Annotated in this window: 11 protein-coding genes; 3 read left to right on the plus strand and 8 right to left on the minus strand. The window is 72.5% G+C overall.

Translation table 11 applies throughout. The annotated features are described in order from the left end of the window. Positions 1–27: 27 nt before the first annotated feature. The 5 genes from IE325_RS15295 to IE325_RS15315 all read right to left on the minus strand — a co-directional run bounded on the left by IE325_RS15295 (position 28) and on the right by IE325_RS15315 (position 6,066). Positions 28–1,509: a phytoene desaturase family protein gene (locus IE325_RS15295; protein WP_190070445.1), complete on the minus strand. Its 1,482-nt coding sequence runs from the start codon at positions 1,507–1,509 to the stop codon at positions 28–30. 56 nt (positions 1,510–1,565) lie between these two features. After that, the gene (locus tag IE325_RS15300; RefSeq protein ID WP_190070446.1) at positions 1,566–2,180 is read right to left on the minus strand and encodes a DUF4126 domain-containing protein; all 615 of its coding nucleotides are present in this window, start codon (positions 2,178–2,180) and stop codon (positions 1,566–1,568) included. Between the two features lie 421 nt (positions 2,181–2,601). After that, positions 2,602–3,231 carry a TetR/AcrR family transcriptional regulator gene (locus IE325_RS15305; RefSeq protein WP_190070447.1) on the minus strand — a complete coding sequence of 210 codons (630 nt, stop codon included), beginning with the start codon at positions 3,229–3,231 and terminating at the stop codon, positions 2,602–2,604. Positions 3,232–3,254: 23 nt separating this feature from the next. Then, on the minus strand, positions 3,255–5,339 hold the full coding sequence (locus IE325_RS15310) for a YhgE/Pip family protein (protein ID WP_190070448.1): 2,085 nt from the start codon (positions 5,337–5,339) through the stop codon (positions 3,255–3,257). Beyond that, the gene (locus IE325_RS15315; RefSeq protein ID WP_190070449.1) at positions 5,326–6,066 is read right to left on the minus strand and encodes an ATP-binding cassette domain-containing protein; all 741 of its coding nucleotides are present in this window, start codon (positions 6,064–6,066) and stop codon (positions 5,326–5,328) included. The genes IE325_RS15310 and IE325_RS15315 overlap by 14 nt, the downstream gene beginning before the upstream one ends. 165 nt (positions 6,067–6,231) lie before the next feature. Between IE325_RS15315 and IE325_RS15320 the strand changes: the two genes are divergently transcribed. The 3 genes from IE325_RS15320 to IE325_RS15330 all read left to right on the plus strand — a co-directional run bounded on the left by IE325_RS15320 (position 6,232) and on the right by IE325_RS15330 (position 8,424). After that, a complete protein-coding gene (locus tag IE325_RS15320; RefSeq protein ID WP_190070450.1) occupies positions 6,232–6,804 on the plus strand; it encodes an SAV_6107 family HEPN domain-containing protein in 573 nt (190 codons plus the stop codon). Between the two features lie 165 nt (positions 6,805–6,969). Further along, a complete protein-coding gene (locus IE325_RS15325) occupies positions 6,970–7,740 on the plus strand; it encodes a methyltransferase (RefSeq protein ID WP_190070451.1) in 771 nt (256 codons plus the stop codon). A 291-nt stretch (positions 7,741–8,031) separates the two neighbouring features. Beyond that, the gene (locus IE325_RS15330; RefSeq protein WP_190070452.1) at positions 8,032–8,424 is read left to right on the plus strand and encodes an SCO2097 family morphological protein; all 393 of its coding nucleotides are present in this window, start codon (positions 8,032–8,034) and stop codon (positions 8,422–8,424) included. Between the two features lie 123 nt (positions 8,425–8,547). On the opposite strand, the gene IE325_RS15335 is transcribed toward IE325_RS15330, so the two are convergent. From IE325_RS15335 to IE325_RS15345, 3 genes are read right to left on the minus strand one after another with little or no spacing between them, the layout of a single operon-like run. After that, positions 8,548–10,932: a transglutaminase TgpA family protein gene (locus IE325_RS15335; RefSeq protein WP_190070453.1), complete on the minus strand. Its 2,385-nt coding sequence runs from the start codon at positions 10,930–10,932 to the stop codon at positions 8,548–8,550. Then, complete coding sequence (locus tag IE325_RS15340) at positions 10,929–12,293, minus strand: DUF58 domain-containing protein (protein WP_190070454.1); 1,365 nt, start codon at positions 12,291–12,293, stop codon at positions 10,929–10,931. The genes IE325_RS15335 and IE325_RS15340 overlap by 4 nt, the downstream gene beginning before the upstream one ends. Beyond that, positions 12,293–13,333: an AAA family ATPase gene (locus tag IE325_RS15345; protein WP_190070455.1), complete on the minus strand. Its 1,041-nt coding sequence runs from the start codon at positions 13,331–13,333 to the stop codon at positions 12,293–12,295. The genes IE325_RS15340 and IE325_RS15345 overlap by 1 nt, the downstream gene beginning before the upstream one ends. Between the last annotated feature and the right edge of the window lie 90 nt (positions 13,334–13,423).

Below are 13,423 nucleotides of genomic sequence, written 5' to 3' on the forward strand. Positions count from 1 at the left end.
CCGCGCGCCGCACCGCTCAGGCGCGGTTCACTGCGAGCCCCGGAACTCCGGGCCCTCCACGATCAGTCCCGCCACCAGCGCGCCCGACATACCGGCATGCGGCAGTCCGCCGCCGGGGTGGGACCAGCCGCCCGCCATGAACAGTCCGGGCAGCGCCGTGCTGTTGGACGGGTGCAGCAGTCTCCCCTCGGCCGCGGCCAGCGCCGGTGCCGGAACCGCTCCGCCCGCCGCGCCGGTCACCTCCGCGATGTCGGCCGGGGTGCGCACCTCGTGCCAGAGGAGACGGTCGCGCAGCTCCGGAACGGCACGCTCGGCGACGGTGATCAGGTCTTCCGCGTGCCGGGCGTCGGTGTCCGATCCCGACGGCACCGTCGCGGTGAGGGTGATCGCCTCATGGCCGGTGTCCGGAACCAGCGCCGGGTCATCGGGCCGCAGGACCGTCACCGTGGGACGTGAGGCCATCGCCGTGGCCACGCCGAACAGCGCGTCCAGCTCGGCCTCGCGGTCCTCCGCGTGCACCACCGTGCGGTGCGCCGTGCCCCGCGGCCGACCGCCGCGCAGCGCCAGCAGCACCGTGAGCCGGCTCGCCGCCCCACGCTGGGGTACGACCTCGCCCTCGGCTCGGGGCGCCGGGCGGTCCAGCACGCCCGGAGCGACCCCGCAGACCACGAGGTCGGCCTCCGCCACTGTGCCGTCGGCCAACTCCACTCCGGCCGCCCGGCCGTCCTTCTCCACGACCCCGGTGACCTCCGCACCGAAGTGGAACTCGACTCTCCGGGCCAGGCACCGCTCGTACACGGCCCGCGCCAACTCCCGTATGCCGCCCCGCACATACCAGGTCCCGAAGGCATGCTCCAGATACGGCAGCACCGCCGCGCTCGCCGGGGCCTCCCGGGGATCCAGGCCGTATGCCAGCGCGTGGCTCTCCAGCAGGGCCACCAGCCGGGGGTCGCGCAGCTCCCAGGCGCCGATCTCGGCGAGCGTGCCGGCCCGGCGGGTGCGCAGGAGTCGCTTGTGGGGGACCGAAGGGTAGGGCTCGCGCTCGGCCAGTACCTGCCAGTTGGGCCACAGGGGCTCTTCCAGGAGCGGTCTGCGCGTCCGGTCCCAGGCCTCGCGGGCGCGGACCAGGAAGTCGCCCCAGCGGCCGCCCGCCCCCGCGCCCAGCGCCTCGTCCAGGGCGGCCACGACGCCCGCGCGCGAGGCGTTCGGCAGGGGTGCCTCGGTGCCGTCCGCGAACAAGTGCCGCGCGGACGGGTCGACCTGGACCAGCTCGACGCAGGACTCCAGCGGCTCCTTGCCGGTCTTGATGAACAGATCGCGGTACACGGCGGGGAGCGGGAGCAGCCCGGGCCCCGTGTCGAAGCCGAAGCCGTCGCGCTCGAAGCGGCGCACCGCTCCGCCGTACGTCTCCGTACGCTCGTACACCGCCACCCGGTGGCCCGCGACGGCCAGCCGGGCAGCGGCCGCCATGGCGCCCACCCCGGCGCCGATCACCGCAATCCTTGCCATGCGTGGGACTTTATCGGCCGGCACTGACAACAGCGCACTGACCTCGCAGGACGTGCTCAGCCGCCCCGCTGTGCCACCGCCTGCCCGAGCCGTTTCTCCGCCCGCCGCTCGGTCCTGCGGCGCCAGAAGCGACGGATCCGCGAGACCAGGAAGTAGACCGTCAGGATGCCGGCGAGCAGCAGAGCGCCCGCGATGGACGCCGCCGCCACGGGGTGGAAGATCGCGAAGGTGATGATCGCGGCGACCCCGAGATCCTCGGCGAGGCTCACGATGACGTTGCTGAACGGCTCGGGCGAGCTGTTGACCGCCATCCGCGTCCCGGCTTTGACCAGATGGCTGACCAACGCCGTGGAACCGCCGACCGCGCCCGCGGCCAGCTCCGGCACCGACCCGCTCTGCCCGGCGAGCAGCGCCGCGACGACCGCGCCCGACACCGGCCGGATCACGGTGTGCACGGCGTCCCATGCCGAGTCGACATACGGGATCTTGTCGGCGACGGCCTCGATGAGGAACAGCACGCCGGCCGCTATCAGGACATCCGGCCGCTGCAGCGCCTCGGGCACCTCGTCGCTCAGGCCCGTCGCGCCGAATATGCCGAGCAGCAGCACGACGGCGTAGGCGTTGATGCCGCTGGCCCAGCCGCTTGTGAACACCAAAGGGAGTACAGACACGGGGGCGATCGTAACCAGTGGGCAACACCGGGTCCTGGGGATGAGTGCGCAGAGCTGAGTACGCGTACCTAGCCGAGGAGATGAGTACGCGCGCGGATGGGTCGCGACCTGCGTGAACGAGAGAGTGGAGGCACGGAGAAGGGGATCGGCTCCGCACCGGCGACACGGGGCGCCGGAACGGAGCATCCCCGGATCCGCTCCTTCCGCCGGCCTGGTGTCGGCGGGAGTGAGACCGGGGGACCCGGGGGAACGACCGAACGGGGGTCCACACGGGGGAAGTTCGGGGGGAAGTACGGGGGAGCACGAGAAGGCGCCGGTTCGACAGTGGCCACGGGGGACGCGGGCACTGTTCGGACCGGCGCTTTCGTGTGCGAGCTCGCACTTGATGCGTGCGCTGCACTTGACGCTCGCGCCGAACGCCTCAGTGGCGTCCGCTCACCCGCCCCTGCAACAGCCGTGACAGCGCCGCGTGCACATCGTCCAGGGAGCGCTCCGGCTGGAAGGACTTCCAGTCGAGGGCGGCCACCAGGACCATGCCGACCAGGGCCGCCGCGGTCAGTGGGACATCGATCTCGTCGCTGAACTCGCCGCTCTCCACGCCCTCGCGCAGCACGCCCTCGACGACCGCCACGGCCTGCTGACGGACCACCATGAGCGTGGACTGCCAGGCCCGGTTGGTCCGCCACAGCTCGGCCACGTAGAGCTGGGTGAAGGACGGGTAGCGGTCGATGAAGACCAGGCCCGCGCGGACCATCGCGTCCAGGGCGTCCACCTTGCCGCCGCCGTCGCGCGCGGTCCGCTCGGCGGCCTCCCGGAGCGAGGCGGTCAGGAGGCCCACTCCGTGCCGGAGCAGTTCCTCGAAGAGGACCGACTTGCTCGCGAAGTTGTAGTAGACCGTGCCCTTCGCCACCCCGGCCCGCTCGGCGATCTCGTCGACCGTGGTGGCGGAGAAGCCCTGCTCGGCGATGAGCGTGACGGCCGCTTCGTAGAGCTTCTGCCGGGTGGCCTCACGGCGCGTGCTGCCGCCCGACGCGGCGCTGCTGCTTTCCATGCGCCTGATTGTCCCGCGCGCGGTCACAGGGTCAGCTCCGGGTGCAGCCGGTCGAGCGTCCACACCTGGCGGCGCCGGGCCGACAGCGCGGTCAGCGCGAGGGCGCCCGCGGTGAAGGCGACGAGCACCACGCACGCGTGCCACACCGGAGTCAGACCGCCGCCCGTGATGAGCCTCCTGAGGGCCTCCACGACGTAGCTCATCGGCAGGAAGGGGTGCAGCGCGTTGAAGAAGCCCGGACTGGTCTGTACGGGGTAGGTGCCGCCCGCGGACGTCAACTGGAGCATCAGCAGGGCCAGGACGAGGATCCGCCCGGCCGCCCCGAAGCGGGCGTTCAGCCACTGCACGATCGCCGCGAAGCACGCCGTCACCAGGAACAGGAAGCCCACCGTGCCCGCCGCGCGCGCCATCTGGAGCCCGATCGCCCAGTGCAGCACCGACATCAGGGCGATCGTCTGGAGCACCCCGATCGCCACCACGGGCAGCCATCCGGCCAGCGCGATCCGCCAGGCCGGGGCGCCCGCTGCGAGCGCGCGCCGGTTCATCGGCGCGATCAGCATGTACGCCACCATCGCGCCCACCCACAGGGACAGCGGGATGAAGTACGGGGCGAACCCGGTGCCGTAGTTGGGCGCCTTGTGCAGGTCCCTGGACAGCAGCTGGACCGGGTCGGCCATGACCTCCGTACGGGCGTCGCGGTCCTTCTTGTCGTAGTCGGGGATCTGCCCCGCACCGTCGTGCAGGCCGTCCGAGAGCTTCCCGGAGCCGTCGACGAGCTTGTAGATGCCGCCGTTGAGGTCGTACGCGCCCGTCTTGAGCCGGCCCACCCCGCTGTCCAGGTCCGTCGCGCCGCTCTTGGCGTCGCCCAGCCCCGAGTGCAGCTTCTTGGCGCCCGCGGCGACCTTCGCGGCTCCCTGGTTCAGCTCGTTGATCCGGGAGACGGCGTCGTCGAGGTCCTCGGAGAGGCGGGGAGCGCGGTCGGCGAGACCCTGGGCCTGCTTCTGGAGGGCGGCGAGGTGCTTGTCGAGCTTCTTCAGGTCGCCGTCCTGGTCGGCGATCAGCGTGTTGAGGTCGTCGGCGATCGTCGCCACGTCGGCGGCGGACTGCTTGGCCTTCTTCAGGTCGGAGCAGGCCGGGTCGGGCAGTACGGGGTCCTCGCAGCGCGTCTTGTAGATGACGTTCAGGATGTCGGATGCCGCGTGGGCGCCCTTGGCGGCGGCCGGAGCGCGCTCCACCAGGTCGTCGAGGTTGTTGCGGATCGCCCCCGAGGCGTCCGCGACCAGCTGGGCGGTGTCCCCGATGGTCTTCTCGTTGTCCTTGAGGAACGGGCCGATCTTGTCGTCGATCCCGTTGACCCTGGCGGCCAGCGTCTGCGTGCCCTCCGCGACCCGCCGTGAGCCGTCCTCCAGGTCGCCCGCGCCCTTGTTGAGCTTCTTCAGGCCCGTGGACAGCTTGCCGCTGCCGTCCTTGGCGTCCTTCAGCCCGTCGGCGAGGTCCTTGGAGCCCTTCTCCGCCTTCCCGATGCCGCCTTCGAGCCGGTCGGCGCCGTTCGCGGCCTTGACCGTCGCCCCGTGGATGTCGGAGAACGACACGAAGATCCGGTCCAGGAACGACCGCGACGCCTTGGTGGACGCCGCCTCGCGGACCTCGCTGAAGACCGTGCGCGAGATCTGCCCGACGATGTAGTTGTTCGCGTCGTTCGTACGCACCTGGAGGGCGCCCGTCTCCGGCGAGTCGCCCGCACTGGAGGCGATCCGCTCACTGAAGTCGGACGGCATGGTCAGCGACAGGTAGTAGGTGCCGTCCTCGACGCCCTTCTCGGCGTCGGCGGCACTCACCTCGCGCCAGTCGAAGACGTCGCTCTCGCGCAGCCCCTTGGTGATGTCGTCGCCCGCCGTGAGCTTCTTCTCCCCGACGGCCGCCCCCTTGTCGTCGTTCACGAGCGCCACGGGGATCTTGTCGAGCCTGCCGTACGGGTCCCAGAACGACCACAGGTACAGCGCGCCGTACAGCAGGGGCAGCACCAGCAGCGCGACCAGCGCGGCCCGCGGCAGCTTCCCCCGGCCGAAGCGCCTCAGCTCGAGCGCGGCCAGCCTAGGCGAGCGCATCGGCGGTTTCCTTTCCCTCGATCTCGTCGGTCACCCTGGTGGGCACCTTGACCGTGCCGTCCGGCGCCTCACTGCACACCGCCACAACCGTGGTCCCGGCCTCGGCGACGGACTTCAACAGCGCCCAGATGTCCGCCCGTTCGGCGTCCGAGAGCTTGAGGTCGGTGTCGTCGACGCCGAGCAGCCGCGGACGCCCGATCAGGGCCAGCGCGAGGGACAGCCGCAGCGCCTCCACACGCTCCAGATCCCGTACGGCCGTACGCGCACCCTTGGGCAGCGACGCGAGGTCAAGACCGGCCGCCGTCAGCGCGGCGTCGATCCGCAGCCGCTCCTCGGACCGCCGCTCGGCACGCGGGCGCAGAAGGCCGCGCAGGGAGTCGCCGAACCGCCGCTGGAGCAGCGCCCGTTCATGGAGGTGCTCGGCCACGGTCAGGGCCGGGTCCAGGTCGGTCACCCCCGGCACGTGCGCCACGGCACTGGCCCGCCGTACCGCCGCCATGCGCTTGGGCAGCGCCGACCCGCCCACCGTCGCGGTCCCCTCGGTGGGCTTCATCCGTCCGGTGAGCGCCAGCAGCAGGCACGTACGGCCGGTGCCGGAAGGTCCCTCGATCGTGATCAGCGAGCCGGGCTCCGCCTCGAACGAGACCTCTCGGAACGCCCATCCGCGCGGCCCCTTGAGCCCGAGCCCCAGGGCCGCGACGCCGGCTCCGGCCACGGTTCCCCCCATCCCTGCCCCCTCTTTTGAACTGACTGGTCAGTGCAAAAGTTAGTCCGAACTCTCGATCGAAGCAAAACCCCAGGTCAGATCGGATTGTCAGTGCCATACCTCACGATGGGCACATACGGCATCCCGTATCGGGCATGCCGTCACCCAGACGACAGGAGGTTCGTCATGGCCAGCTACCACGCAGCCGCCGCACGCCGGCGTCGCGCCACCGGCCCTGCCCCCTCACTGACCGGCCCGGCGAGCGATGTGCACCCCGTGCTCCGCCGGACCACGGCCCCGCCCGCCGCCCTCGACCTGCTCGCCCAGGCCCGTGCCGGACTCGACGAGGCCACCACTCTGGAAACACCCAACGAGCGATACGCCACGGCCCACCTCGCCGCCCTGCGCACCGCCGCCGCCGTGCTCGCCGCGCGGGGTCGCCCGGAGCCCAACGCCAAGCGCCGGGCCCGCATCCGGAGCGCCTGGGAAGTGCTCCCCGAGATAGCGCCCGAACTCACCGAGTGGAGCGCCCTGTTCGCCTCGGGCGCCCGGCGCCGCGCCCGGGCCGAGGCGGGCATCCAGGGCGCGGCCGGCCGCCGGGACGCGGACGACCTGATACGTGACGTGGCGATGTTCCTGCGCCTCGTCGAGCGGATGCTGGTGCTCCAGCCGGTCCTGCCACAGCCACGGCAGGACGTGGACGGGGAGGAGGCGGGGGGACCGGGGCACCGGCGCGAGGACATGCCGGACGCGGGCTGACGGGGCGCCCCCCGGGGCTCTCCCGGGGCAGCGATGGCCTACCGCCCGCCCGGTCCCATTAGGGTGGAGGGCGCCTGAAGCCTTCCACCCCGTGACCCGGGCGGGGAGGCAGCCCGTTCGCCCCGCTGTGCAGACGGCGGTGCCGCGCCGAGGAGCCAAATCGCCGTGTCTGACCCGATGCGCCCCCGCGCCTCCCTCCGTACCGCCGTGGTCTGGGAGGTCCTCCAGGACGCCCTGGACCGCCGGGTCAAGGCCACGGGCCGTCAGAGCCTGGACATCCTCGACACCGGCGGCGGCAGCGGCAACTTCGCCGTGCCCCTGGCCCGCCTCGGCCACCGCGTCACGGTCGTCGACCCCAGCCCGAACGCGCTCTTCGCCCTGGAGCGGCGCGCCGCCGAGGCCGAGGTCGCCGACCGGGTGAAGGGCGTGCAGGGAGACGCCCACGGCCTGTTCGACGTGGCCGAGCGCGGCGGGTACGACGTCGTGCTGTGCCACGGCGTCCTGGAGTACGTCGACGACCCCGCCGAGGGTGTGCGCAACGCGGTGGCCGCCCTGCGCTCCGAGGGCGTCCTCAGCCTGCTCGCCGCCGGTCTCGGCGGTGCCGTGCTGGCGCGGGCCCTCGCCGGTCACTTCAAGGAGGCCAAGCAGGCCCTCCAGGACCCGGACGGCCGCTGGGGCGAGGGCGACCCCATGCCCCGCCGTTTCACCGCCGAACAGCTCACCGACCTCGTCGAGCGGGCCGGGCTCACGGTCGGCGCCGTGCACGGGGTGCGGGTCTTCGCCGACCTGGTCCCCGGCGTGCTGGTGGACACCGAGCCCGGGGCGCTGGAAGCGCTGCTGAAGCTGGAGGAGGCGGCGGCCGAGCTGTCCGCCTTCCACTCGGTGGCCACTCAGCTCCATGTGCTCGGCGAGACGCGGGAGGCCGCCGGGGCCTGAGCCGCCCACCGTGCGCAGACCGCCAGGGTGCGCCTTGATCAGGGACTTGGCTGCACATGGAGTACGCCACAGGCCCCCCGATCGGACGCCCGGCGCCGTATGATCGAGGGAGACCGTTCCGGCATGACGGGTCGGCCGCTGGGGAATGAAGATCTCAGCGAGCCGGGACGCCCATGCCGGAGCCCGGTTGGCCAATTGGCGTAGAGGGGCGGGTTTCACGGGGGCGATTCCCTGCCTATCCTGAAGGGACCCCCCGGGTCGCCCCGGCGACTGCACGATGAGGAGGACTCCGTGCCGCTCTCGGAGCACGAGCAGCGAATGCTCGAGCAAATGGAGCGAGCGCTGTACGCCGAAGATCCCAAGTTCGCGACAGCGCTTGAGGGAAGCGGGCTGCGTACGTACACCCGGCGACGGGTCTACCAGGCGGTCGCGGGCTTCCTCGTAGGTATCGCGCTCCTCATGGCTGGAATGGTCGCCAAGCAGGTGTGGCTCAGCGTGGTGGGCTTCCTCGTCATGCTGGGCTGTGCGGTACTCGCCGTGACCGGCTGGCGCAAGGCCCCCAAGCCGGGTGAACAGGCCTCCGGCGGCCCACAGGCCCGCCACCAGCCACGACAGAAGCGATCCTTCATGGACCGCATCGAACAGCGCTGGCAGCGCCGTCGGGACGAACAGGGCGGCCATTAGTCCGGCCAGCTCGACGAGCAGCTCCTGAACAGACGCAGGGGGTGACCACCGACCGGTGGTCACCCCCTGACGTATGCCCGCGTATGCGCGGCCCGGGGCCGGGGAATCGGCCCCGGCCCACCGTCACCCCCGCTGCCCCGGCGTCGACGGCCTGCGCAGCGTCGGCCGGGCCGCCGCCGCACGCCGCTTGACGTCCAGCCACCGGTCCGACAGCGCCCAGACCACTCGCACCGTGGACCGCGGCGCCAGCAGCGCGCGCATGCTCGTCCGCCAGCCGGCCTTGGACCGCAGATCGGACCGGACGCGGCGGACATCCTCCGCGAGCCCGGCCGTAGGACGCGGCACGGGGGCGTACAGGACCTGTTCCACCGCGTCGGCGACCCGGTGCACCGAGGCCGCCGCCGGCGGGTCGAGATGACCCAGACGGACGATACGGGCGGCGGTTCTGCGCGGCGTCTGGGAGTCGTCCGGCGGGATGCCGAAGTCCCAGGCGGTGTCCGTCAGTTCCTGCCAGACCGCCAAGGTGTGCAGCGGGATGTCCGCCTCCGAGCGCCCATGCGCCCCGAGCCGTACCGCTCTCATCCGCAGCCGCCACAGCATCGGCGCCGACGGGATCAGCAGTGCCGCGGCGCCACCGAGCACCCAGGCCAGCAGCACGTACCACTTCGGGCCGTCGCCGCCGGGGGCCACCGCGGCCTCCGGGGACTCGCTCGCGCACAGCTGCGGGTTCTGCCCCGCGCAGCTCTCGCTGGCCGAGGGAGTGGCGGAGAGTCCGGTGCTCGTCGACTGCGAGGGCCGCGCCACGTCCGGGAGCGTGGAGCCCGGCGTGTCCGACTGGGTGTACGACGGGACCGAGCCACGGGTCGGCGTCGGCTCGAAACGCGTCCAGCCCACGCCCTCGAAGTACAGCTCGGGCCAGGCGTGCGCGTCCCTCAGACCCACCGAGACGGAGCTGTCGCCCTGCGGAGTGCCGGGCGCGAAGCCCACCGCGACCCGGGCCGGTATGTCCAGCGAGCGGGCCATCGCCGCCATCGCGAAGGAGAAGTGGACGCAGAAGCCCTGCTTGTCCCGCAGGAAGCGGGCGATCGCCGTACGGCCGCTGCCGACCTTGACGTCGGTGTCGTACTGGAAGCCGCCCGTGACGGCGAAGTACTCCTGGAGCTTGACCGCCTGCTCGTAGTGGCTGGTCGCGCCCTCGGTGACCTCGCGCGCGGTCTTGCCGACCACCGAGGGCATCGAGTCGGGCAGCTTGGTGAACTCGCGCTTCAGGGCGGCCGGCGGCTCCGGCGCGTCGGCGAGCTGCTCCGCCGTCGGCTGCACATCGAGGCTGCGCACGGTGTACGTCGCCCCGCGTGTGGTCTGGCGGCGGTCGCCGACGACCGTCATGCCCAGCGGTTCATAGCGCCATCTGCCGTCGATCTCCACGCCGCTCGGCGGGTACGGCATCGGCAGCCAGTTCTGGGCGTACCAGTCCGCCGCCGAGATGGTCGTCTCGACCTCCGCGCGCCGGACGTCGGGGCCGAGGCCGATGGGGGTGGGGAACCGGCCGGGAATGGCCTCGATGCTGCGCTTGGCCGGCTCCCAGGTGGTGCCGTCGAAGTCGTCCAGGGACACGATCCGCAGGTACAGGTTCGACAGGTCCGCGGTGTTGGTCTTCAGGGACAGGACCTCGCGGTCCTCGTCCACGTTCAGACTGTCGCGCAGCGACACCAGCGGGTTCACCGCGGCGACCGTGCCCCCGCGTCCGCTGCCCGAGCCCACACCCGCGCCCGCCGCGTCCAGCAGTCCGCCGTTCATGGCGGGCAGGGCGAGCGGCACCACCAGGGCGATGCCGAGCGCGACCACGCCGATGCGCCGCCCGGTGCGGACCGGCGCCACCGCGCCGGTCGGCTCCCCGCCGGGCGTCCGGGGCGCCCCGCCGAAGACCCGGCCCCACTGCGAGAGCCGGTCACGGCCCTCCGCCAGGAGCAGCATCAGATAGCCCATGGCGGCGACCAGGAACCACAGCCAGTCCGCGCCCCCGTCGGACAGCCCCGCCGCCACCGAGTACAGCGCCAGCAGCGGCAGCCCGGCCGGCGCGGCGCTGCGGAACGTCACCGCGAGGGTGTCCACCGCCAGGCCGATGATCAGGACGCCGCCGATCAGCATCAGCCGGATGCCGTCCGACAGCGGCGCCGGGATCGAGTACCGGCTGACGTCGTCCCCGCCGGCCTGCAGCAGATCGGCGAAGTGACGGAAGGCCTCCGGACCGGGGATCACCCCGATGATCGCCTGCTGGTTGGCGAAGGTCAGGGTCAGCAGCATCAGCCCGGCCAGGGCCTGCGCCGCCACCGTCAGGGGCCGGGCCAGCGGCACCCGCCGGGTCGCCATGCCCACGCCCGTCTGGATCGCGAGCAGGAAGATCGCCTGCATCAGCCAGGTGACCGGCGAGACCAGCGGCAGCAGCGCGCACGACGCCATCAGCGTGGCAGCCGCGGCGCACAGCGCCATCCGTGTCCGCCCGCTCATGCCGGACCCTCCCCACTACCGGTTGCGGCAAGCCCGTTGCGCTCCCGGTCCGCCTGGCGCCACAGGTCGTTCAGCGAAGCGCCCCGCGGCACGCTCACGACCGTCCAGCCCGCCTCCCGCAGCATCCGCAGCCGCTCCTCGCTCCTGTCCAACGCCCCGGGCACATCGGTCGGTTCCCGCACCCAGGCCCCGCTGTCCAGCACGAAGGCCACCGCGCCCCCGCTGCGCTGGCGCATCTTGGCGGCCACCGCGGCCTGCTCCTCGTCGAGGTCGCCGAAGAAGGCGACCAGCAGCCCCTCGTTGCCGCCGCGCAGCAGGTCGTAGGCCCGCGACAGGCCTGTGCCGTCGGAGTGGTCGATCACCGCGAGGGTGTCCATCATCAGCCCGGCCGCGTCCGCCGACTCCTGGCTCGCGCCCGCGAACCCGTCGGCGCCCTCGCCGGGCACCGAGCTGCCGGTGTCGGTCAGCAGCCGGACGGAGAAGCCCCGCTCCAGCATGTGCACCAGCACGGACGCGGTGCCCGACACGGCCCACTCGAAGGCCGAGTCCGGACCGGCGCCCTGGAACGCCGCGCCCCGGGTGTCGAGCAGTACCGTGCAGCGGGCGCGCTGCGGCTGCTCCTCGCGGCGCACCATCAGCTCGCCGTAGCGGGCGGTGGAGCGCCAGTGGACACGGCGCAGATCGTCGCCGTAGCGGTAGCCGCGCGGGATCACATCGTCCTCGCCGGCCAGCGCCAGCGAGCGCTGCCGGCCGTCGCCGTACCCCTTGGCCTCCCCGCTGAAGCGCACCGGCGGCAGTGGCTCCACGCGCGGGATGACGGTGAGGGTGTCGTACGTCGAGAAGGAGCGGGTCAGCTCGCACATGCCGAACGGGTCGCTCAGGCGCAGCTGCAACGGGCCCAGCGGATAGCGGCCGCGCAGGTCCGAGCGGACCCGGTAGGACACCTCGCGGCGGCCGCCCGGCTCGACCCGGTCCAGCACGAAGCGGGGGCGCGGGCCGAGGACGTAGGGCACCCGGTCCTGGAGCATCAGCAGGCCCGTGGGCAGCCGGGTGACGTTGTCCATCCGCAGGTGCACCCGGGCCTCACTGCCGGCGGGCACGCGCGCGGGGGAGAGCCGTCGGCTGCCCGCGACCCGGTAGCGGGTGCGGTACAGGACCGTCGCGCAGACCAGCGGGAGCACCGCGAGCAGCAGCCCCACGCGCAGCAGGTCGCTCTGGCCGAGGACGTACGCGCAGACGGCGGCCGCGACACCGGCGGCCAGGAACGAACGGCCGCGGGTGGTCAGACCGGCCAGCGCGGTGCGGATGCCGCTCTGCTCGCCGCGGTCCGGCTCGGCCTCGCCCGTACTGCCGGAGGACATCACAGCCTCCGCGGCGGCTGCTGGCCGTACGGCTGGGTGCCGCGGCCAAGGCCACCGAAGTCGTGCTGCCGCTGCTGTGCGGCGGGCACGGGGGTGCGCTGGAGGATCTCCTGGACGACCTGCTCGGAGGTGCGCCGGTTGAGCTGGGCCTGCGCGGTGGGCAGCAGCCGGTGGGCCAGCACGGCCACGGCGAGGGCCTGTACATCGTCCGGCAGCGCGTACTCCCGGCCGCTGAGGGCCGCCGCCGCCTTCGCCGCGCGCAGCAGATGCAGCGTCGCGCGCGGGGAGGCGCCGAGTCTGAGGTCGGGGTGCGTGCGGGTGGCCGAGACCAGGTCCACCGCGTACCGGCGGACCGGATCGGCGACATGCACGCCGCGCACCGCGTCGATCAGCTTCACGATGTCGTGCGCGTGCGCCACCGGCTGCATGTCCTCCAGCGGGGACACGCCGCCGTGCACATCCAGCATCTGCAGCTCGGCCTCCACGCTGGGATAGCCGACGGAGACACGGGCCATGAAGCGGTCGCGCTGGGCCTCGGGCAGCGGGTAGGTGCCCTCCATCTCGACCGGGTTCTGCGTGGCCACCACCATGAAGGGGCTCGGCAGCTCATAGGTCTGGCCGTCGATCGTGACCTGGCGCTCCTCCATGGACTCCAGGAGCGCGGACTGCGTCTTCGGCGAGGCGCGGTTGATCTCGTCGCCGATCACGATCTGGGCGAAGATCGCACCCGGTTTGAACTCGAAGTCCTTGCGCTGCTGGTCCCAGATGGACACGCCCGTGATGTCGGACGGCAGCAGGTCCGGCGTGAACTGGATACGTCGTACCGAACAGTCGATGGACCGCGCCAGCGTCTTGGCCAGCATCGTCTTGCCCACGCCTGGGACATCCTCGATCAGAAGATGTCCCTCGGCGAGCAGTACGGTCAGCGAAAGCCGTACGACCTCGGGCTTGCCCTCGATCACTCCCTCCACCGCGTCGCGGACTCGCTCCACAGTGGCGGTCAGATCAGTGAGGCTCGCTCGATCGTCATAGGTCGTCACCCGGCCCTCCTCGGCCCGTTCTTTCCGGGCCGACGCCATGCGCGGACCGGCCCACCCCTGGAACTCGGGCACCACGCGTGGAAAGTTCCG

Origin of the sequence: Streptomyces lanatus (assembly GCF_014655715.1) — a bacterium.
Classification (GTDB): Bacteria; Actinomycetota; Actinomycetes; order Streptomycetales; family Streptomycetaceae; genus Streptomyces; species Streptomyces lanatus.